The following is a 22034-nucleotide window of genomic DNA, read 5'->3' on the forward strand; positions in this document are numbered from 1 at the left end:
CTAAAATGCAGGGAACAGCCGCATCACATGTCCATCAAGGCCAGCATCTATCACCTGACACATTACAAGTACGACAAGCCCGTTATTCTCGGTCCGCAGATCATTCGACTGAAGCCGGCCTCGCATTCCCGGACGAAAGTCCTCAGCCATTCGCTTCGCATTTCGCCGTCGCCGCATTTCGTCAATCTGCAGCAGGATCCATACGGCAACTATCTCGCCCGATACGTCTTTCCCGAACCGGTCAGCGAGTTCAAGATCGAGGTCGATCTCGTAGCGGACATGACGGTCTACAATCCGTTCGATTTCTTCGTCGAGGAATCGGCCGAGTTCTGGCCGTTCGACTATCCGGAAGAACTTGCTGAAGACCTGTCGATCTACCGCAAACCCGAGACACCCGGCCCGCTGCTTGCAGCCTTCCTCAAGACGATCGACCGCGAAAAGAAAAAGACCGTCGACATGGTGGTTGAGCTCAATGCACGGCTGCAAAACGAGATCGGCTACGTCATTCGCCTTGAACCCGGCGTTCAGACGCCGGAGGAAACGCTTTCGACCCGCAAGGGTTCCTGCCGCGATTCCGGCTGGCTGCTCGTGCAGATCCTGCGCCATCTCGGCTATGCTGCCCGCTTCGTCTCCGGCTACCTCATTCAGCTTGCCCCCGACATCAAGGCGCTCGATGGACCCTCGGGCACGGAGGTGGATTTCACTGATCTGCATGCCTGGTGCGAGGTCTATATTCCCGGCGCCGGCTGGATCGGGCTCGATCCGACATCCGGCCTCCTGACCGGCGAGAGCCATATCCCGCTCGCGGCCACCCCGCATTACAAGAATGCCGCTCCGATCTCCGGCGGCTATTTCGGCGAAGCGGAAACAACCTTCGACTTCGACATGAAGGTGTTCCGGGTTTCCGAACATCCGCGCATCACCAAGCCCTTCCCGCAGGACAGCTGGGAGCATCTCGATGCGCTCGGCGAGCAAGTGGATGCCTATCTGGAGGCCGAAGATGTCCGTCTGACCATGGGCGGCGAGCCGACCTTCGTGTCCATCGACGACTACCAGTCCGAAGAATGGAACACGGCTGCCGTTGGCCCGATGAAGCGCGGCCTCGCCGACGACCTCATCCGACGCCTGCGCGATCGTTTCGCGCCCGGCGGCTTCCTCCATTACGGGCAAGGCAAATGGTATCCCGGCGAGAGCCTGCCGCGCTGGACCTTCTCGCTCTATTGGCGGCGCGATGGCATGCCGGTCTGGAAGGACGAGGCGCTGATCGCCAAGGAAACCGCCGACCATGACGTGACACACGAGGATGCGGCGAAGCTCCTGCAGGCAATTGCCGTCGAACTGGATCTCGAAACCGACAATGTCATTCCGGCCTATGAAGATCCGGCCGAATGGATCATCCGCGAAGGCAACCTGCCGGACAATGTCGACCCCGCCAACTCCAAGCTCAAGGATCCGGAAGAGCGCAACCGCATCGCCAAGGTGTTTGCCAATGGCCTGACGACGCCAGCCGGCTACGTTCTACCGGTCCAGGCCTGGCAGGCCCGCGTTTCCGGCCGCTCCTGGGTCAGCGAAAAATGGCGCACGCGGCGAGGCCGCCTCTACCTCATCCCCGGCGATTCACCGGTTGGCTTCCGCCTGCCGCTCAATACGCTGCCCTATATTTCTCCCTCCTGGTATCCCTATATCAACCCGACGGATCCCACGATCGAGAAGCCGCCATTGCCGGACTTCTCGACCGAAAAGGGTCGCGTCATGCCGGAACATTCCTTCCAGAGCGACATCGCCCGCGAACGTCAACAGACGCAGAGCTACGAGGAAATCGGCGGCCATGTCCGCACGGCGATTTCTGTGGAAGTGCGCGACGGCCGCCTCTGCATCTTCATGCCGCCGACGGCAGCACTCGAAGAATATCTCGATCTGCTCGCTTCGGCCGAGCGTGCCGCAGCCGCCCTCGGGCTGCCTGTCCATATCGAAGGCTATACGCCGCCGCATGACGAGCGGCTGAATGTCATCCGCGTCGCACCCGATCCCAGCGTGATCGAGGTCAACATCCATCCGGCCCACAGCTGGCAGGATTGCAAGGAGATCACCGCTGCCGTCTATGAGGAGGCACGCCTGTCGCGCCTCGGGGCCGAAAAATTCATGATCGATGGCCGGCATACCGGCACGGGTGGTGGCAATCACGTCGTGGTCGGTGGCGCAACGCCGAACGACAGTCCGTTCCTGCGTCGACCGGACCTGCTCAAGAGTCTGGTTCTGCACTGGCAGCGGCATCCGTCGCTCTCCTATCTCTTCTCGGGCCTGTTCATTGGTCCGACCAGTCAGGCGCCGCGCATCGATGAGGCGCGCCACGACGGTCTTTATGAACTCGAGATCGCGCTTGCGCAGGTCCCGGCACCGGGTCGCGGCGCGCCGCCCCTGCCCTGGCTGGTCGATCGCCTGTTCCGCAATTTGCTGGTCGACGTCTCGGGCAATACCCATCGGTCGGAAATCTGCATCGACAAGCTCTTTTCGCCGGACGGACCGACCGGCCGTCTCGGCCTGATCGAGTTCCGCGGTTTCGAGATGCCACCGGATGCCCGCATGAGCCTGGCGCAGCAGTTGCTGGTCCGCGCATTGATCGCCCGCATGTGGAAGTCTCCGCTCGACGGCAGCTTCACCCGATGGGGCACCACGCTGCATGATCGCTTCATGCTGCCGCACTATGTCTGGGCCGACTTCATGGACGTGCTCGCCGATCTGGCAAGCCATGGCTTTCATTTCCGTCCGGAATGGTTTGAGGCACAGCTGGAATTCCGGTTCCCCTTCTATGGCGAGGTGGAATTCGAAGGCACACGGCTCGAACTGCGTCAGGCTCTCGAGCCCTGGCATGTCACGGGTGAACAGGGGACGATCGGCGGCACCGCCCGTTTCGTCGATTCCTCGATCGAACGCCTGCAGGTCAGGCTTGAAACCACCAATCCGGACCGCTTTACCGTTGCTTGCAATGGTCGCGCTGTTCCGCTCAAGAACACCCAGACCCGTGGGGTCGCCGTCGCCGGCGTCCGCTACAAGGCCTGGCAGCCGCCATCCGGCTTGCATCCGGTTCTGCCGGTCAATACGCCGCTGACCTTCGATATCTACGACAAATGGACGGGAAAGGCTGTTGGCGGCTGCATTTACCATGTTGCCCATCCGGGCGGACGCAACTATGAAACCTTCCCGATCAATGGATATGAAGCGCAGGCACGTCGACTGGCCCGTTTCGAACCCTGGGGGCATACGGGCGGACGCTACCAGCTTTGGCCCGAGACGCCGCATCCGGAATTTCCATTGACCCTCGACCTCAGACGTCCACCGGGAGTGTAAATGGCGGGAAGTGAAGCAGGCGGGCAGCCGATCGAGGAGAGCCCGCCGGAGATGCAGTTTGGCTACCAGCCGCTGGCCGGAGCCGCCGACGAGATGTTGGCGCCGGACGGAAGCGTGCGCGAAGTCTGGACGCATTTCCTCCATTCGCTGTCCCGCATGAGCGAGGAAGATCTGGCCGGCCGTGTCGCAAAGGCCGACCGCTATCTGCGCGATGCCGGCGTTTTTTATCGCGCCTATGGCGGCCAGCCGAACACGGAACGGTCCTGGCCACTCAGCCATGTGCCGGTTCTGATCGCCGACAAGGAATGGCTCGCCCTTGCTGACGGGCTCAAACAGCGTGCCGAACTTCTGGAGAAGATCGCCGCCGATATCTATTCTGAAAACCGGCTGGTGCAGGAGGGCTTCCTGCCGCCGGCGCTGGTGGCCGGCAATCCGGAATATCTCCGACCAGTGGCCGGGCTGAAGCCTGCCGGCGGTCATTTCCTGCATTTCGTCGCCTTCGAGATCGGGCGTGGGCCGGATGGCAAATGGTGGGTTCTGGCAGACCGGACCCAGGCACCGTCAGGCGCGGGCTTCGCACTCGAAAATCGCGTGGCCACCACGCGTGCCTTCTCCGACATCTATGCGGAAACGCATGTGCATCGGCTCGCTTCCTTCTTTGGAAGTTTCCGTGATGCCCTGCAGGGGCACAAGCGCCATACGGATGATCGGATCGCGGTTCTGACCCCGGGTCCGGCCAACGAGACCTATTTCGAACATTCGTACATTGCCCGCTATCTCGGCTTCATGCTGCTGGAAGGCGAGGATCTCGCCGTCGTCAACGGCCAGGTTATGGTCCGCACGGTTGCAGGTCTCAAGCCGGTCAGCGTGCTCTGGCGCCGTCTTGATGCAAACTACGCCGACCCGCTGGAATTGAACCAGAGTTCGCAGATTGGTACGCCCGGCATGGTCCAGGCGCTGCGGTCGGGTTCCGTCACGATCGTCAATGCGCTCGGATCGGGTCTTCTCGAAACGCGGGCACTTCTGTCCTTCATGCCGGCCATCTGTCGCCGTCTGCTCGACGAGGATCTCAAGATTCCATCTGTCGCCACCTGGTGGTGTGGCCAGAAGGCCGAACGCGAGCACGTTGCCCGCAATCTCGACAAGATGGTCATCGGTCCGGCTTTCTCACGATTGCCCTTCTTCGATGATGGTGGTGAATCTCTGCCGGCATCGGCACTCAAGGAGAAGAAGGCGGCGTTTCTCAAGCGCCTTGAAAGCGAAGGCGATCGTCTGGTCGGCCAGGAGATCGTCAAGCTCTCGACGACGCCGGCCTTCGTCGATGGAAAGCTTGTGCCGCGGCCGATGAGCTTGCGCGTCTTTGCCGCCCGCACGCGTGATGGCTGGCAGATCATGCCCGGCGGCTACGCCCGCATCGGGGCTGGCGAGGATGTCTCGGCAATCGCCATGCAGAAGGGCGGCTCTGTCGCCGACGTCTGGATAGTTTCCGATACACCCGTCAAATGGTCGACATTGTTGCCACCGGAAGAAAGCTTCACCCGCAACATGCCGGGAAGTCTGCCAAGCCGTGCCGCCGACAACCTGTTCTGGCTCGGTCGTTACATCGAACGGGCCGAAGGCGCACTGCGCATACTGCGCGCCTGGCACGGCCGTTTCGCCGAATATGCCGATCGCGACCAGCCGCTGCTTGCCAATGTCTCGGCCTATCTCGCCGCCCTCGATATCGACACCGAGGAAACGGTGCCGGAGAGCCTGGTGATGAACATCTCGAGCGCCCTCTACTCGGCCTCGAACATTCGCGACCGGTTCTCTCCCGATGGCTGGCTGGCGCTCAATGATCTCGCCAAGACCGCGCGCGATTTCCGCGCCAAGATCCAGCCGGGAGACGATGCGACATCGGCAATGACGGTATTGTTGCGGAAACTCGCAGGCTTTGCGGGTCTCGTGCATGAAAACATGTACCGCTTCACCGGCTGGCGCTTCCTGTCGATCGGCCGTTATCTCGAGCGTGGTCTGCACATGTCCAGGCTGCTGGGACATCTTTCCGGCCCGGATGCACCCGACGGCGCCCTCGACATGTTGATCGAGATTGGCGACAGTGTCATGACCCACCGCCGCCGCTACAATGTCGCGACAGCCCGACTGACGGTCACGGACCTCCTGGCGCTCGATCCGCTCAATCCGCGCTCGATCCTGTTCCAGCTCAACGAGATCCGCACCCAGGTCGAACAGTTGCCGAATGCCATCGTCAATGGCCAGATGTCCTCCTTCTATCGCGAGGCGATGCGGCTTCACTCCAATCTGGCGCTGATGACGCCGGAAGGCATGACCGGCGACATATACACCCAGCTCGAGGCTGAGATGGAGCGGCTTTCCGATCTTCTGTCGCGCACCTATATAGGCTGAACCATGCTTTATGACGTGACGATGAAGATCGGCTATGGCTACGAGGTGCCGGTTTCCGGCGCCCGCCATGTCGTGCGCGTGCAGCCACTGACCCTGCCCGGGATCCAGCGCATGATCGCAGGCTCCATCTCCTTCCATCCGACCCCTGAGGAACGCAGCGATTTCATCGATTTCTTCGGCAATCCAGCCGTCGAGATCAACTATCGCGCTCCGCATGAGACGATGGAGATCCGCATGCAGGCACGCGTGCAGGTCGAGAGCCCGGTTCTGCAGGCCGATTTCTCTCCGGCACTTAACAAGGTCGCGGAGGAGATTTCCGGCTGCTGGACACTTGAGCCGGAATCGCCGCACCACTTCCTGCCCGAAAGCCCACGGCTGCCGACCTCTCCCGAAATTGCGGCCTGGGCGCGTTCGCTTGTGACGCCGGAAATGAGCTTGCGGGAAGTGGCAACGCTAATCTGCTCCCGAATTCACTCGGAATTCACCTATGTGCCTGGCGCCACCAAGGTGGATACGCCGGCTCCAGTGGCATTCCGAATTCGCAAGGGTGTCTGCCAGGACTTCGCCCATATCATGATCCTGGCCCTGAGAGCCCTCGGCATACCGGCTGGATATGTCAGCGGCTATTTGAGAACCCTGCCGCCACCCGGCAAGGAGCGTCTGGAAGGCGCCGATGCCATGCATGCCTGGGTGCGTGTATGGTGCGGTCGCTCGACCGGCTGGATGGAGTGGGACCCGACTAACAACATGATGGCGGGCAGCGACCATATCCGCGCCGGCTTTGGACGCGACTATGCCGATGTCGCCCCGGTGATCGGCATCCTCAAGAGTTATGGTGGACATACGACGCTGCAATCGGTCGACGTCGCGCCGGTTAAGGCCTGAGGAACAGAGTCGTTAAGACTTTATTCAAACTTTCGACCGGTCAGAAACCTCAAACCAATAATTGGCTGTTAACCTCTGTTTCATGTTCAATACCAACATGTTGAGACATGGCCATGTCGATTGATGCCCGCTTCCCCGCCAGCCTGATCCGCCTTGTTCGAAACAAAGCCGGCAACTTTTCCATCATGGGCGCGCTCCTGCTCCCGGTCGGTCTGGCCGCCGCCGGCATCGCCCTCGACACGTCCAAGATGATCGCAACCAAGGCGGCCCTGCAAAACGCCGCCGATGCCGCGGCACTGGCCGCCGCTGCGGCGCTTGCCAACAAGCAGACCACGGTCACCAACGCGAAAGTGATGGCCGTGGATTTCATCAAGGGCCAGATGGCCAACCATACCGACAGCGAGGAAGAGAAGGAAACGCCTTTCAATTTCGGCGATTGCACCAATGTGACGGTTAACGAGGCAACGACGATCGGCACATCGAAGAAGTACGACGTCTCGGTTACCACCTGTTACGATGTCAAATACTCGACGCTCGCTTCCTTTCTCGGGAAAAGCGGCTCGCGCCTGACGGTCAAGAGCGTCACCCAGTCGACGACGGAGAGCAAGAATGCCCTGTCGATGTATCTCGTGCTCGACCGGTCCGGCTCTATGGCCGAATATACCAACACCGTATCCGGCAGCTACACCTGCCGTTATGGCCGCCGCACCTATACCTGCTACACCTATTACGACAAGATCACCGCGCTGCGTATGGCCGCGACCAATCTGATGACCCAACTGGCGAGCGCCGATCCGTCCAACGTGCTCGTCCGCACGGCGGCCGTTTCCTACAATTCCGCCATGCAGTCGCCAATCGCTCTGACCTGGGGCGAGACCCACACCAAGAGCTACATTTCCGCGCTGACGGCCACCGGCGGCACGGATTCGACCGAAGCCTTCAAGACCGCCTACAATGCGCTCGCAGCCTCCAGCGAAGACAGCGCGCATGCCGCCACCAATGGCCAGGTTCCCTCGAAATACATCGTGTTCATGACCGATGGCGACAACAACTATACGTCAGCGGATACGGCCACCAAACAATGGTGCGACAAGGCACGGACTGCCGGCATCGAGGTCTATTCGGTCGCCTTCATGGCGCCGTCGCGCGGTCAGGCTCTGCTGAGCTACTGCGCCACCACTTCGGCACATTATTTCGCCGCCGAGAATGCCGACGATCTCAATGCCGCCTTCGAATATATCGGCGAGCGCGCCACCCAGACCGCCACCCGCCTCACACAGTAATACCCCGCCTGCCTGGCACATCCTGGCCCGCCGATGATCGATCGGCGGGCTTTTTTTCGTTTGACATTAAATCGATTTAAATTAGATATTGTTGCTGAGGGGGGAGCAAGCCGAACGATCCGCAGAACAGGCGAGCCGGGAGCTGAAAAACCGGCCTTCGATCGCCATCGGCTTTTTCCCGCAGTGCAGAATAAACCGTTGCAAGCGCCATTGAACGATGCAAATCTTCACCGGGGGGCGCAGGGCTCACCTCCCATGGGCCCTAACAACGCAGAATGGATGGCGACAGATGATCAATTCCAACACGCAGAATGATATCCCTTTTCCGGAACCGCGCCGCTCCGATCCGGCAGTTCTTGCTGCTGATATCGTCGAGCGCCTGACCTATCGTATCGGCAAGGATGCCAAGGCGGCCAAACCGCACGACTGGCTGACGGCAACCATTCTGGTGATTCGCGATCGCATCATCGACCGCTGGATGGCTTCGACCCGCAAGACCTATGAATCGGGCGGCAAGCGCGTCTATTATCTGTCGCTGGAATTCCTGATCGGCCGCCTAATGCGGGACGCCGTTTCCAACCTCGGGCTCATGGAAGAAGTTCGCGATGCGCTGGCATCGCTTGGTGTCGATCTTGACATCGTCGCAGCCCTGGAGCCCGATGCGGCGCTTGGCAATGGCGGCCTCGGTCGCCTGGCAGCCTGCTTCATGGAATCGATGGCGACGACGGATATTCCGGCCTACGGATACGGAATTCGCTATGTCCACGGCCTCTTCCGCCAGCAGATCGCCGATGGATGGCAGGTGGAACTGCCCGAAACCTGGCTGGCACATGGCAATCCCTGGGAATTCGAACGTCGCGAAAGCGCTTACGAAGTCGGCTTCGGCGGCACGGTCGAATCGGCGCTCGCACCGGATGGCGATGCACGCTATGTCTGGAAGCCGGCCGAACGCGTGATCGCCGTCGCCTATGATACGCCGATTGTCGGCTGGCGCGGCAACCGCGTCAACACGCTGCGCCTCTGGACCGCGCAGCCGATCGACCCGATCCTGCTCGATGCCTTCAATGCCGGCGACCATATCGGGGCGCTGCGTGAGAGCAACAAGGCGGAAAGCCTGGCCCGTGTTCTCTATCCGGCCGATGCGACACCTGCCGGCCAGGAACTGCGCCTGCGCCAGGAGTTTTTCTTCTCCTCGGCTTCGCTGCAGGACATTCTCCGCCGCCACATGCAGCAGTACAACACGCTGGAAAACCTGCCGGACAAGGTTGCGATCCAGCTCAACGACACCCATCCGGCCGTTTCGGTCGCCGAACTGATGCGTCTGTTGTGCGACGTCCATGGCCTCGATTTCAACGATGCCTGGGAATTGACGCGCCGGACGATTTCCTACACCAACCACACGCTTCTGCCCGAAGCGCTCGAAACCTGGCCGGTGCCACTGTTCGAGCGCCTTCTGCCGCGCCATATGCAGATCATTTACGGCATCAATGCCAAGATCCTGCTGTCGGCCCGCAAGGAAAAGGGTTTCAACGATGCGCAGATCCGCGCCATCTCGCTGATCGATGAAAGCGGCGATCGCCGCCTGCGCATGGGTAACCTCGCCTTCATCGGCTCGCATTCGATCAATGGCGTTTCCGCCCTTCATACAGAGCTGATGAAGGAGACCGTCTTTGCCGATCTCCACAAGCTGTATCCTGATCGCATCAACAACAAGACCAACGGGATTACGCCGCGTCGCTGGCTGATGCAGTGCAATCCCGGCCTCACCAGGCTTCTGCGCGATACGATCGGCGATGACTTCCTCGATAATACCGAGGCGCTGCAGGCGCTCGATGCCTACGCCGATGATTCGGAATTCCAGAAGCAGTTCGCCGCCGTCAAGCGCGCCAACAAGGTTCGTCTGGCGCAGGTGATCCAGAGCCGGCTCGGCCTCAAGCTCGACCCTTCGGCAATGTTCGACATCCAGATCAAGCGCATCCACGAATACAAGCGCCAACTTCTCAACATCGTCGAAGCCGTCGCCCTCTATGACCAGATGCGCTCGCATCCGGAAATGGATTGGGTCCCGCGCATCAAGATCTTCGCTGGCAAGGCGGCGCCGAGCTACCACAATGCAAAGCTGATCATTAAGCTTGCCAACGATGTAGCACGCGTGGTCAACTCGGATCCTGCAGTGCGTGGCCTTCTCAAGGTGGTGTTCGTGCCGAACTACAACGTGTCGCTGGCCGAAATTCTGGTTCCGGCTGCCGATCTTTCCGAGCAGATCTCGACGGCCGGCATGGAAGCATCCGGTACCGGCAACATGAAATTCGGTCTCAATGGCGCGATCACCATCGGCACGCTCGATGGCGCCAATGTCGAAATGCGCGACTGGGTCGGCGAGGAGAATATCAAGATCTTCGGCATGACGGCGGACGAGGTGACTAAGGTTCGCGCCGAAGGTCACAATCCGCGCGCCATCATCGAGAATTCCCGCGAACTGGCGCAGGCGCTGCACGCCATCGCATCCGGCGTGTTTTCCCCGGACGATCCGGGCCGCTTCACAAGCCTTGTCGATGGCCTCTACCAGCATGACTGGTTCATGGTCGCCGCCGATTTCGACGCCTACGCCGCAGCTCAGCGCGAGGTCGACGCAATCTGGACCGATGAGAAGAGCTGGCACGCAAAAGCCATCAGAAACACCGCCCGCATGGGCTGGTTCTCGTCGGATCGAACGATCCGGCAATATGCAAAAGAAATCTGGAGGGCGGGATAATGGCAGACAAGGGCAAGTCCGAGCGCACAAAGGGATCCGGCAAGGATGACAAGGCGCTGGACAGCGATTTGCCCGATCTGTCCAAAAAATCCAAACCAGCAAAGACGAAGGAAGCAAAGGCACCGGCCGACTTCCGCATTTTCAACGAAGAAGTGGACGCCTTGATTTCCGGCGTCCATGCCAATCCTTTCGCCGTCCTCGGTGTTCACCCGTTCGGCGACGGATTTGTAGCCCGAACCTTCATTCCGGGCGCAGAGACGGTCACGGCCTTCACGCTCGACGGAAGCCCGGCCGGGGACATTCCCCGTCGCAACGGCGCCGGCTTTTTCGAGGGTCTGGTCGCGATCGACCGCAGGCAACCGCTTCGCTACCATGCCAGCAATGACGGCGGCAGCTGGGACGTGCTGGATCCTTACGGATTTGGCCCCGTCCTCGGCCCGATGGATGATTACTATCTCCGCCAGGGCTCGCATCTGCGGCTGTTCGATCGCATGGGTGCCCACCCCATCCATCACGAAGGCGCCGACGGTTTTCATTTCGCCGTCTGGGCCCCGAACGCGGCCCGCGTTTCGGTGGTGGGAGAATTCAACCAGTGGGATGGCCGCCGCCATGTGATGCGATTGCGATCCGACACCGGCGTCTGGGAAATCTTCGTCCCCAACATCGATCCCGGCAAAGCCTACAAGTTCGAGATCCTCGCCAAGGATGGCACATTGCTGCCACTGAAGGCCGATCCCTTTGCCCGCCGATCGGAACTTCGCCCACAAACGGCTTCCGTGACCACATCCGAGATCGAGCAGGAATGGGACGACAAGGCCCATCGCGAATGGTGGTCCTCCGTAGATGCCCGCCGTCAGCCGATCTCGATCTACGAGGTGCATCCCGGTTCATGGCAGCGCGGCGACGGAGATACCCTCCTGAGTTGGGACGAACTGGCTGATCGCCTCATCCCCTACTGTGTAGACATGGGCTTTACCCATATCGAGTTCCTGCCGGTCACCGAACATCCCTATGACCCATCCTGGGGTTATCAGACCACGGGCCTCTTCGCACCGACTGCCCGTTTCGGCGAGCCGGAAGGGTTTGCCCGTTTCGTCAATGGCGCCCACAAGGCAGGGCTTTCGGTGCTGCTAGACTGGGTGCCGGCGCACTTTCCGATGGACCAGCACGGGCTGCGTCGCTTTGACGGCACCGCACTTTACGAACATGAGGATCCGCGCCTCGGTTTCCATCCGGACTGGAACACGGCCATCTACAATTTCGGCCGGACGGAAGTAAAAAGCTTCCTCATCAATTCGGCGCTCTATTGGGCCGAGAAGTTCCATGTCGACGGCATTCGCGTCGACGCCGTCGCCTCGATGCTCTATCTCGACTACTCCCGCAAGGAAGGCGAATGGATCCCAAACAAGTATGGTGGGCGGGAAAATCTCGATGCGGTGGAATTCCTCAAAGACATGAACCGCCATCTCTACGGGTCGCATCCGGGTATCATGACGATTGCGGAAGAATCGACCTCCTGGCCGAAAGTATCGGCACCCGTGCATGAAGGCGGCCTTGGCTTCGGCTTCAAGTGGAACATGGGCTTCATGCACGACACGCTCGCCTATTTCGCGCGCGATCCGATATACCGCAAACACCATCACAACGAGCTGACCTTCGGCCTGCTCTATGCCTATTCCGAGAATTTCGTGCTGCCGCTCAGCCATGACGAGGTGGTGCATGGCAAGGGATCGCTGATCGCCAAGATGGCCGGCGACGAATGGCAGAAGTTCGCCAATCTGCGCGCCTTCTATGGCTTCATGTGGGGCTATCCGGGCAAGAAGCTCCTGTTCATGGGCCAGGAATTCGCCCAGTGGGCGGAATGGTCCGAAGCCCGCTCGCTCGACTGGCATCTGCTCGATTATCCCAATCACTCGGGCATGCAGCGGCTGGTGAAGGATCTCAACCATCTCTACCGCTCAAAGCCTTCGCTGCATGCGCGCGACTGCGAAGGCGACGGCTTCGAGTGGATGGTTGCCGACGACCAGGAAAACTCGGTCTATGCATGGATCCGCAAGGCTCCGGGGGAAAAGCCGGTTGCCATCGTCTCCAACTTCACGCCCGTCGTGCGTGATTATTATACGCTGCCATTGCCGGCCACAGGCCGCTGGCGCGAAATTCTCAACACCGATGCCGATGTCTATGGAGGATCAGGCAAAGGCAATGCCGGTGAAGTACAGGCCTATCGCGAAGATGGGGGACGTATCGTGACACATTGCATCATACCGCCGCTTGCCACCATCTGGCTGGAACTGGCAGACTGACAAAAAAGGGAGGACGACAATGGCTGAAAGAAGACTGCAACCGCTGGCGCGCGACGCCATGGCCTATGTTCTCGCTGGCGGCCGCGGCAGCCGGCTGAAAGAATTGACGGACAGGCGAGCAAAGCCTGCCGTCTATTTCGGCGGCAAGACCCGCATCATCGATTTTGCCCTGTCGAATGCGCTTAACTCCGGTATCCGCCGCATCGGCGTGGCCACCCAGTACAAGGCCCATTCGCTCATCCGGCATCTGCAGCGTGGCTGGGACTTCTTCCGCCCCGAGCGTAACGAAAGCTTCGACATCCTGCCGGCCTCGCAGCGTGTCTCCGAAAGCCAGTGGTATGAAGGAACCGCCGATGCCGTGTTCCAGAACATCGACATCATCGAGCCGCTCAAGACCGAATATATGGTCATTCTCGCTGGCGACCACATCTACAAGATGGACTATGAGTTGATGCTGCAACAGCACGTCAATTCCGGTGCCGATGTTACGATCGGCTGCCTGGAAGTGCCGCGCATGGAAGCAACCGGCTTCGGCGTCATGCATGTCGACGAAAAGGATGTGATCATCGATTTCGTCGAGAAGCCGGAAAATCCGCCCGGCATCCCCGGCAACGAGGAGTTCGCGCTGGCCTCGATGGGGATCTATGTCTTCCATACCAAGTTCCTGATCAACCTTCTGCAGGAAGATGCGATCAATCCCAGTTCGACGCATGATTTCGGCAAGGACCTCATTCCGCATATCGTCAAGAACGGCAAGGCCGTGGCACATCGGTTCGCCGAATCCTGTGTGCGTGCCGAAAGCGAAAAGCAGGCCTATTGGCGCGACGTCGGAACCGTGGATGCCTACTGGCAGGCCAATATAGATCTCACCGATATCGTGCCCGAACTCGACCTTTACGATGGCAACTGGCCGATCTGGACCTATTCCGAAATCACCCCTCCGGCGAAGTTCGTTCACGATGTCGACGGTCGTCGCGGCCATGCGATCTCGTCGCTGATCGCCGGCAACTGCATCGTCTCCGGTGCCACCATCAACCGCACGCTTCTGTCCACCGGTTGCCGGGTCAATTCCTATTCGCAACTCGACCATGCGGTGGTGCTGCCGGAAGTCATCATCAACCGGCATGCCCGGGTCAAGAATGCGGTGATCGACCGTGGCGTCATCATTCCGGAAGGTCTGGTGGTTGGTGAGGATCCGGAACTCGATGCCAAGCGTTTCCGTCTTACCGAAAGTGGCATCTGCCTGGTTACCCAGGCCATGATCGACAAACTAGGGTCCTGACATGAACATTCTCTCCGTCGCCTCCGAAGTCTTTCCGCTCATCAAGACCGGGGGCCTTGCGGATGTCGCCGGTGCATTGCCACTCGCACTGGCGCCACTCGGTATCGCCATGCGAACGATCCTGCCGGGCTATCCTTCGGTTCTCGCCCAGCTCAAGGATGCCCACAAGATCGCCGACCTGCCCGATCTGCTCGGCGCGCCTGCCAGCATTCTCAAGGCGCGCCATGCCGGGCTCGATCTCTATGTCATCGATTGTGCGACCTTCTATGACAGGCCCGGCGGCCCCTATGCCGGACCGGACGGGCGCGATCATGACGACAACTGGCGCCGCTTTGCCGCGCTTGCCAAGGCGGCGAGCGAAATCGCCAATGGCGCCGATCCGTCCTGGCGACCCGATATCGTTCATGCGCATGACTGGCAGGCGGCGCTGACACCCGTCTATCTCAAATATTCCCCGGCGGGTGCCACCACGCCCTCGATGTTGACGATCCATAACATCGCCTTCCAGGGACAGTTCGCACCGACAGTGTTTGGCGGGCTCCAGCTTCCGCCCGAAGCCTTCGCCGTCGACGGGATCGAATATTACGGCGATGTCGGCTTCCTCAAGGGCGGCTGCCGAACCGCCTGGCAATTGACCACCGTCAGCCCGACCTATGCGGAAGAGTTGCTCGATCCGCAGTTCGGCATGGGCCTCGAGGGCCTGATCGCCGAACGCGTCTCGGAACTGGCAGGCATCGTCAACGGCATCGATGACAAGATCTGGGATCCGGAAAACGATGCGCTGATTGCGGCTCCGTTCAATGCCGGAAATCTCAAGCGCCGAGGCGAAAACCGCAAGGCGCTCGTCAAGGCCTTTGGGCTTGAAGACAATGGTGGGCCTCTCTTCTGCGTCATCTCTCGACTGACCTGGCAGAAGGGCATCGACATGATCGCCCGCGCGGCCGATTTCATCGCGGCGCATGGCGGCATGCTGGCCGTGCTCGGCAATGGCGATCCCGGTCTCGAATACAGCCTGACATCGGCGGCAGAACGTCATCCTGGCCGTATCAGCGTCAGGATCGGCTATGATGAGCCGCTCTCGCACCTGATGCAGGCCGGCGCAGATGCCATCCTCATTCCGTCGCGTTTCGAGCCATGTGGGCTCACGCAGCTTTATGGATTGCGCTATGGCTGCATTCCGGTCGTGGCCCGCACCGGAGGCCTCAACGATACGATCATCGATGCCAATGGTGCGGCACTTGCTGCCAAAGCCGCAACCGGCGTCCAGTTTTCTCCGGTCAACGCCCACGGCTTCATGCAGGCGCTGCGCCGCACATTCCGCCTCTTTGCCGACCAGAAGACCTGGCTGCAGATACAGAAGGCGGCGATGAAATCCGATGTTACATGGGCGGCCAGTGCCACCCAGTATTCCAGCCATTACCAGAAGCTTCTCGCAAGGGTTCCCTGAACCATGATCAAGACCGTCACCACCACGCCCTATTCCGACCAGAAGCCAGGCACGTCCGGCCTGCGCAAGAAGGTGCCGCATTTCCAGCAGAAGAACTATGCCGAGAACTTCATTCAGTCGATCTTCGACAGTCTCGAAGACTTTGAAGGCAAGCTGCTCGTAATCGGCGGCGATGGGCGCTATTTCAACCGTGAAGTGATCCAGATCGCCATCAAGATGGCTGCCGCCAACGGCTTCGGCCGTGTGATGGTCGGTCAGGGCGGCATCACCTCGACCCCGGCAGCCTCCCACCTCATTCGCAAGCATGGTGCGTTCGGCGGTATCATCCTGTCGGCCAGCCACAATCCTGGCGGACCGACCGAGGATTTCGGCATCAAGTACAATATCGGCAACGGAGGCCCGGCGCCGGAGAAGATCACCGATGCCATCTATGCCCGCACGAAGGTCATCGACAGCTACAAGATCTCCGATGCAGACGACATCAATCTCGATCAGGTCGGTCTGACCGAGCTGGACGGCATGCAGGTGGAAATCGTCGACCCGGTTGCCGACTATGCCGAACTTATGGAAACGCTGTTCGATTTCGATGCTATCCGCCAGCATATTGCCGGCGGCTTCCGCATCGCCTTTGACGCGATGAGCGCCGTCACCGGCCCCTACGCCAAGGAGATCATCGAACGCCGCCTGGGCGCGCCAGAAGGTTCGGTGCGCAACTTCATTCCCCTGCCGGATTTCGGCCACCACCATCCCGACCCCAACCTCGTTCATGCCAAGCATCTCTATGACGAGATGATGGGGCCGAATGCACCGGATTTTGGCGCCGCTTCCGATGGTGATGGCGACCGCAACCTCATCATCGGCAAGGGCATCTTCGTCACCCCGTCGGATTCGGTGGCGATGCTGGCCGCCAATGCGCATCTGGCACCTGGTTATGCCTCCGGTCTTTCAGGCATCGCCCGCTCGATGCCGACCTCGGGTGCGGCCGATCGCGTTGCTGAAAAGCTCGGCATCGGCATCTATGAGACGCCCACCGGCTGGAAATTCTTCGGTAACCTTCTCGATGAAGGCCTCGCCACCATCTGCGGCGAAGAATCGGCAGGAACCGGCTCCAACCATGTGCGCGAGAAGGACGGGCTCTGGGCGGTTCTGCTCTGGCTCAACATTCTGGCTGTGCGCAAGGAAAGCGTCAAAGACATCGTCACCAAGCATTGGGCGGCTTTCGGTCGCAACTACTATTCGCGGCACGATTACGAGGAAGTCGATAGCGACGCCGCCAATGGCCTGATGGACAATCTCCGCAACCAGCTCTCAAGCCTGCCGGGCAAGAGCTTCGGGGATCTGAAGGTTCAGGCGGCAGACGATTTCGCCTATCTCGATCCGGTCGACCAGTCGGTATCGAAGAACCAGGGGATCCGCATCCTGTTCGAAGGAGGTAGCCGCGTCGTGTTCCGTCTTTCGGGCACCGGCACGTCGGGTGCGACCTTGCGCGTCTATATCGAACGTTATGAACCGGACGCCTCGCGCCATGACCTCGAGACACAGTCGGCGCTTGCCGATCTGATCGCGGTTGCCGACGAGATTGCCGGCATCAAGGTGCGCACCGGTCGCTCCGAACCGAGCGTCATAACCTGAGCGTCAGGAGGGTGGCAAAGCCCGCAGCCGCTCGGCAATGACGAGCGGCACGACGGTCTGGATCGTTTCGCGGTCAAAGGGCAATCGCACTGTGTGGGTCCTGTCGCGATAGGGCGCGATTGCTGCTTCGAAAGCATCGGTGCCCGGGTAGATCGGATAAAGCCCGATATGCTTCTTCCAGGCACCGTAGTAGAAGATATAGCCGGTGGGTAGTTGCACCACCGGCATGCCGTAACCGATCCGCTCCTTCGCCGTAGGGACGGCCTGGCGCAGGATTGCACGGATCTCCGCGATCAAGGACCGTGCCGGCTCGGCCAGGCTCTCGACATACTGATCGACGGTCGTAATCTTGGACGGCATCGCAGCGGCCTATTGGTTGATTTCCGGTTCAACGAGGGTTGCGAGCTGATTGAGCGATTCCTGCCAGCCGAGATAACAGGCCGCCTCCGGAATGACATCGGGCACACCCGCCTGCACGATTTTAAGATCCGTCCCGCAGAAGACCGGCGTCAACTCCACCGTCACCTCGATCTCGCCCGGCAGGTTGGGATCATCGAAACGATCATTGTAACGCAGCCGTTTGCCCTCTTCGAGTTCGAGATAGGTGCCGCCAAAAGCATGGCTTTGCCCATTGGTGAAATTTGTGAAGGACATGCGAAACGTGCCGCCGACCCGCGCATCGAGATGCTCGAACCGGCCTGTAAATCCGTGCGGCGGCAGCCATTTGCACATGGCATCGGCATCTGTGAAGGCGCGATAGACCCGCTCGGGGGGAGCCTTGATCACACGGTGCAGGCGAATGGTCTGGGGCATCAGTCTCTCCTCCTCTTTTCCTCATGTTCCGGATTGGACATGAGGCTTTCGATAAAGCGCCGAAGCAGTATAAGGTTGGAGCGGACAACGGCCGCATCCCCTTGCGCCTTGGCGAATATGAACGACCCCTGCAGCACCGACTGGATGAAATAGCCGATACTCCCGCCGTCCCAATCTGCATGCGGCGCATAGATTGCCTTGGCCGCCTCGATGTCCCGCATCAGCAACGCAATGTGAGAGGCCATGCCATCGTCGCAATCGGTCCGGATCGCCGGATGGGTCTGGTAGATCTCCTGTACCAGCGTCCCCAGCAGGCAGGTGAACTCTTCGACCGGACGATCGAGAATTGCCATTCGAAAATCGATATAGCCGAGCAGTCGGTTGAGAGGGTCTGGATCCTGCTGGTATGGCGCTTGCTCGAAAATTGCGCCGGTAAATCGGTTCCAATGATCGATGGCCGCGCGAGCAAGGTCTTCCTTGTTCCTGAAATGATGAAAGAAGCTTCCCTTGCTCACCTTTGCGGCAGCACAGATCTCATCAACCGTTGTGTCGGCATAGCCGCGCATCCGGACTGCGGCAATCGCCGCATCGATGATCCTGTCGCGTGCTGGCAGGCGTTCGTCCATCCATCGCAATCCTTGCATTCCGGATTTGATCTCGACCATACCAACTAGTCGGTCTAGCGTCAACTATCGAAAATCTGTGGCCTGACATGCCCGCACCACATCTTCATATTTTCTCAGCAGATCTGGTTCAGGCTGTGATTTGCCGATACCACATACGTAAACGATAGACGGACCCCACATGACCGCGAGAAAACCCGGGATCGACATCAGACCGGAAGGCACCACATTCACCGTCTTCTCGCGCCATGCCACGAGCATCGAACTCTGCCTGTTCGGAGATCAAGGCAAAAACGAGCTTTGCCGCCTGCCGATGGAGGAAGGTCGCGACCACCTCTGGCACCTCTTCGTCGAGGGCGCCCATGCCGGCAGCCGCTATGGATATCGCGCCAAAGGCACATACGATCCCGATCGCGGTTTCTGGTTCGACCCCGCCAAACTGCTTGTCGACCCCTATTCGGTCGAGCTCGACCGGCCGTTTCACTATGACCCTCGCCTGTCTGAGTATGGCGTCGACACGGCCGATCTCGTGCCGAAAGCTCTGGTGACGGATTGCCAGACGCTGCCACACCGCGCGCCGCTGTTTCACCAGGGTGGGTTGATCTATGAGATCAATGTCCGCGCCTTCACGATGCGCCATCCTGATATTCCCGCCGGCGAACGCGGAACTGTGAAAGCACTCACCCACCCTTCCGTCATTGCCCATCTCAAACGGATCGGGGTCAGTGCCATCGAACTGATGCCGATCACCGCATGGATCGACGAACGTCATCTGCCGCTGCTCGGCCTCTCCAACAGTTGGGGTTACAATCCCGTCGCCCTGATGGCGCTCGATCCCCGGCTTTGCCCGGGTGGAGTCCGCGAACTTGCCGATACGGTTGCCGCACTCCACGCCCATGGCATCGGCACCATCCTCGATCTCGTCTTCAACCATACGGGCGAGAGCGACAATGCCGGACCGACCCTCTCCATGCGAGGTCTGGATAGTCTCAGTTACTATCGCCACCCGCACGGCCATCCCGGCGGGCTGATCAATGATACCGGCTGCGGCAATACGCTCGCCTGCGATCACAAGGTCGTACGCGATCTCGTGCTCGATAGCCTGCGGCATTTCGTGTTGCATGCCGGCGTCGATGGTTTCCGCTTCGATCTCGCCCCCATTCTGGGTCGCAGCCACCATGGCTTTTCCGCTGACGCCCCGCTTCTTCAATCCCTCCAGGATGATCCAGTCCTGGCTGACCGGGTTCTGATCGCCGAGCCCTGGGATGTCGGCCCCGGCGGCTACCAGCTCGGCCGGTTTCCGCCCGTCTTTCTCGAATGGAACGATTGGGCGCGCGACACGATGCGCAAATTCTGGCGCGGCGACGAACGCAAGGTCGGCGATCTCGCGACCGTTCTGTCGGGCTCGTCGAATATCTTCCATTCAACGAGCACGCGCCGAACCCGCACCGTCAATTTCATTGCAGCGCATGATGGCTTCACGCTCGCCGATCTCGTCGCCTACGAACACAAGCACAATGAAGCCAATGGCGAATATAATCGCGACGGCCATGATGACAATCATTCCTGGAACAACGGCGTCGAGGGCGAAACCCATCAGGCGAGCGTTCTGGCCCGCCGCGCCGATGACGTGAAGGCGCTTCTGACAACCCTGTTCGTCAGCCGCGGCACCATCATGCTCACCGCCGGTGACGAGATGGGCCGCACCCAGAAAGGCAACAACAATGCCTATGCGCAGGATAACGCGCTGACCTGGCTCGACTGGAAGGATGCCGATGTCGATCTTCTTGATCATGTCGAAACGCTGGCTGTCATTCGTGCGCGCTATTCCGTCTTTTCCGAGATCGGATTTCTCAACGGCAATGGCGATGTCCATTGGCTGACCCCACATGGGGACATCAAATCGGTCGCGGATTGGGAGGCCCCCGGCAATGGCCATCTGGCCATGATTCTCAGAAGCCAGGACCGTCATAGCTGCGAGGCGGTGCTGCTGGCTGTTCTCTTCAACCGCCAGCATGAAGCAAAGATGTTCCATCTGCCCGGTGGCGCTCGCCGCTGGCATGCCGTCATCGGCAGCGGCATGACGGTGGCACCGCGCTCTGTTTCGATCTTCAGGGCGGTCGATGACGGAAGTTTCTTCGCCGAAGGATCCGCGCATGGCTGATGAACAGTCCGTCCGGCAGGCATTCATCCAGCAGGCGAACGCCTGTTCTGCCCTTGGATCGCCCTTTACCGGCGCGCTTTGCCGATTGTTCGCCGAGCGTCTCGATCGGAAAACACCAGTCGGCCGAACCGTCCTCGACTGGCCGGGAGACCCTTCAGGTGCAGCCGATTCGGTTCCGCTTCGCCTTGCAGGCTCGCTGCACGCCCTGGTGCTGGAAGGTCTCGAACCCGCACTGGCAGCCCTCTATCCGCCTGAAACACATTGGTCGGAGGATGGTATCGATGAGGCATTGGCCTCCGCCCTTCTTGCGGCGTTTGAAACCCATGCTGGCTTCATCTGCGAAAGATTGCGTTCGGCCCCACAGACAAACGAAGTGCGGCGATCCGGCGCTTTGTTGCCCGGCTTTCTCACCATTGCCAAACGGTTTCCCTTACCGTTGCGCATGAGCGAGATTGGCGCCAGCGCCGGTCTCAATCTCCATTGGGATCGCTATGGCTACGCGTTTGGTGGCTTTTCCTGGGGAAATCCCAACAGCGCGGTCCGCATAACGCCGGAATGGAACGGTCCGCCTCCCGACGTCGCACCGATCTCCATCGTTGAACGCGCCGGCTGCGATCTCAACCCGATCGATCCGAACGATCCAGACCAGTGCACAAGGCTACTCTCTTATATCTGGGCAGATCAGACGGACCGGCTCGATCGGACAAGACAGGCGCTTGCAATCGCGCGGCAACAGGCGGCAGGCGTGGACAAGCAGGATGCGCTGGATTTTCTGCGCCAAAGGCTCGGGACAAGCCCGGAAAATACAGTCCATGTCATCTATCATTCGATTGCCTGGCAATATCTGCCGGAAGCGGCTCGAGCCGAAGGGGAGAGGCTCATCAAAACGGCAGGGGAAAAGGCGACAGAGCCCCATCCCCTCGCCCATCTGGCCATGGAGGCCGACGGACAGTCGCCTGGCGCTGCACTGACATTGCAGATCTGGCCAACCGGCGAAAAGCAGGAGATCGGACGCGCCGATTTTCACGGCCGCTGGGTCCAATGGAAAGGCTGGCGCAACTGAGTACGCCAGCCTTATCGCGTTTTAGAAGTC

14 protein-coding genes are annotated in these 22034 nt (G+C 60.1%); 11 read left to right on the top strand and 3 right to left on the bottom strand.

The window, feature by feature from the left end; all coding sequences use genetic code 11:
* Positions 1–27 precede the first annotated feature (27 nt).
* The 9 genes from Q4481_RS15495 to Q4481_RS15535 all read left to right on the top strand — a co-directional run bounded on the left by Q4481_RS15495 (position 28) and on the right by Q4481_RS15535 (position 17341).
* Entirely contained in the window at positions 28–3348 is a 3321-nt protein-coding gene (locus Q4481_RS15495; protein ID WP_304377294.1) for a transglutaminase family protein, read from the top strand.
* A gap of 51 nt (positions 3349–3399) precedes the next feature.
* A complete protein-coding gene (locus tag Q4481_RS15500; RefSeq protein WP_304377372.1) occupies positions 3400–5754 on the top strand; it encodes a circularly permuted type 2 ATP-grasp protein in 2355 nt (784 codons plus the stop codon).
* 3 nt (positions 5755–5757) lie between these two features.
* Entirely contained in the window at positions 5758–6639 is an 882-nt protein-coding gene (locus tag Q4481_RS15505) for a transglutaminase family protein (protein WP_304377295.1), read from the top strand.
* A gap of 113 nt (positions 6640–6752) precedes the next feature.
* Positions 6753–7922 (top strand): vWA domain-containing protein, encoded by a 1170-nt coding sequence (locus Q4481_RS15510; RefSeq protein ID WP_304377296.1) that lies wholly within the window; start codon positions 6753–6755, stop codon positions 7920–7922.
* Between the two features lie 289 nt (positions 7923–8211).
* On the top strand, positions 8212–10677 hold the full coding sequence (locus Q4481_RS15515) for a glycogen/starch/alpha-glucan phosphorylase (protein WP_377353159.1): 2466 nt from the start codon (positions 8212–8214) through the stop codon (positions 10675–10677).
* The gene (gene glgB / locus Q4481_RS15520) at positions 10677–12980 is read left to right on the top strand and encodes a 1,4-alpha-glucan branching protein GlgB (protein WP_304377297.1); all 2304 of its coding nucleotides are present in this window, start codon (positions 10677–10679) and stop codon (positions 12978–12980) included. Before Q4481_RS15515 ends, glgB begins: the two co-directional genes overlap by 1 nt.
* A 19-nt stretch (positions 12981–12999) precedes the next feature.
* Positions 13000–14262, top strand: coding sequence for a glucose-1-phosphate adenylyltransferase (gene glgC / locus Q4481_RS15525; RefSeq protein ID WP_304377298.1), 1263 nt, complete (start codon positions 13000–13002; stop codon positions 14260–14262).
* Position 14263: 1 nt separating this feature from the next.
* Positions 14264–15709 carry a glycogen synthase GlgA gene (gene glgA / locus Q4481_RS15530; protein ID WP_304377299.1) on the top strand — a complete coding sequence of 482 codons (1446 nt, stop codon included), beginning with the start codon at positions 14264–14266 and terminating at the stop codon, positions 15707–15709.
* 3 nt (positions 15710–15712) lie between these two features.
* Positions 15713–17341, top strand: coding sequence for an alpha-D-glucose phosphate-specific phosphoglucomutase (locus tag Q4481_RS15535; protein ID WP_304377300.1), 1629 nt, complete (start codon positions 15713–15715; stop codon positions 17339–17341).
* A gap of 3 nt (positions 17342–17344) precedes the next feature.
* Here the strand turns inward: Q4481_RS15535 and Q4481_RS15540 are convergent, their stop codons facing one another.
* From Q4481_RS15540 to Q4481_RS15550, 3 genes are read right to left on the bottom strand one after another with little or no spacing between them, the layout of a single operon-like run.
* Positions 17345–17701, bottom strand: a complete 357-nt coding sequence (locus tag Q4481_RS15540) for an iron chaperone (protein WP_304377301.1) — start codon at positions 17699–17701, stop codon at positions 17345–17347.
* Positions 17702–17710: 9 nt separating this feature from the next.
* Positions 17711–18154 carry an SRPBCC family protein gene (locus tag Q4481_RS15545; RefSeq protein WP_304377302.1) on the bottom strand — a complete coding sequence of 148 codons (444 nt, stop codon included), beginning with the start codon at positions 18152–18154 and terminating at the stop codon, positions 17711–17713.
* Complete coding sequence (locus tag Q4481_RS15550; RefSeq protein ID WP_304377303.1) at positions 18154–18780, bottom strand: TetR/AcrR family transcriptional regulator; 627 nt, start codon at positions 18778–18780, stop codon at positions 18154–18156. Before Q4481_RS15550 ends, Q4481_RS15545 begins: the two co-directional genes overlap by 1 nt.
* A gap of 178 nt (positions 18781–18958) precedes the next feature.
* Between Q4481_RS15550 and glgX the strand changes: the two genes are divergently transcribed.
* On the top strand, positions 18959–20941 hold the full coding sequence (glgX, locus tag Q4481_RS15555; protein WP_304377304.1) for a glycogen debranching protein GlgX: 1983 nt from the start codon (positions 18959–18961) through the stop codon (positions 20939–20941).
* The gene (locus Q4481_RS15560; RefSeq protein WP_304377305.1) at positions 20934–22004 is read left to right on the top strand and encodes a DUF2332 domain-containing protein; all 1071 of its coding nucleotides are present in this window, start codon (positions 20934–20936) and stop codon (positions 22002–22004) included. Before glgX ends, Q4481_RS15560 begins: the two co-directional genes overlap by 8 nt.
* The last annotated feature ends 30 nt before the right edge of the window (positions 22005–22034 follow it).

The sequence above is a fragment of the Fluviirhizobium alvei genome (assembly GCF_030551875.1).
Classification (GTDB): domain Bacteria; phylum Pseudomonadota; class Alphaproteobacteria; order Rhizobiales; family Rhizobiaceae; genus Rhizobium_E; species Rhizobium_E alvei.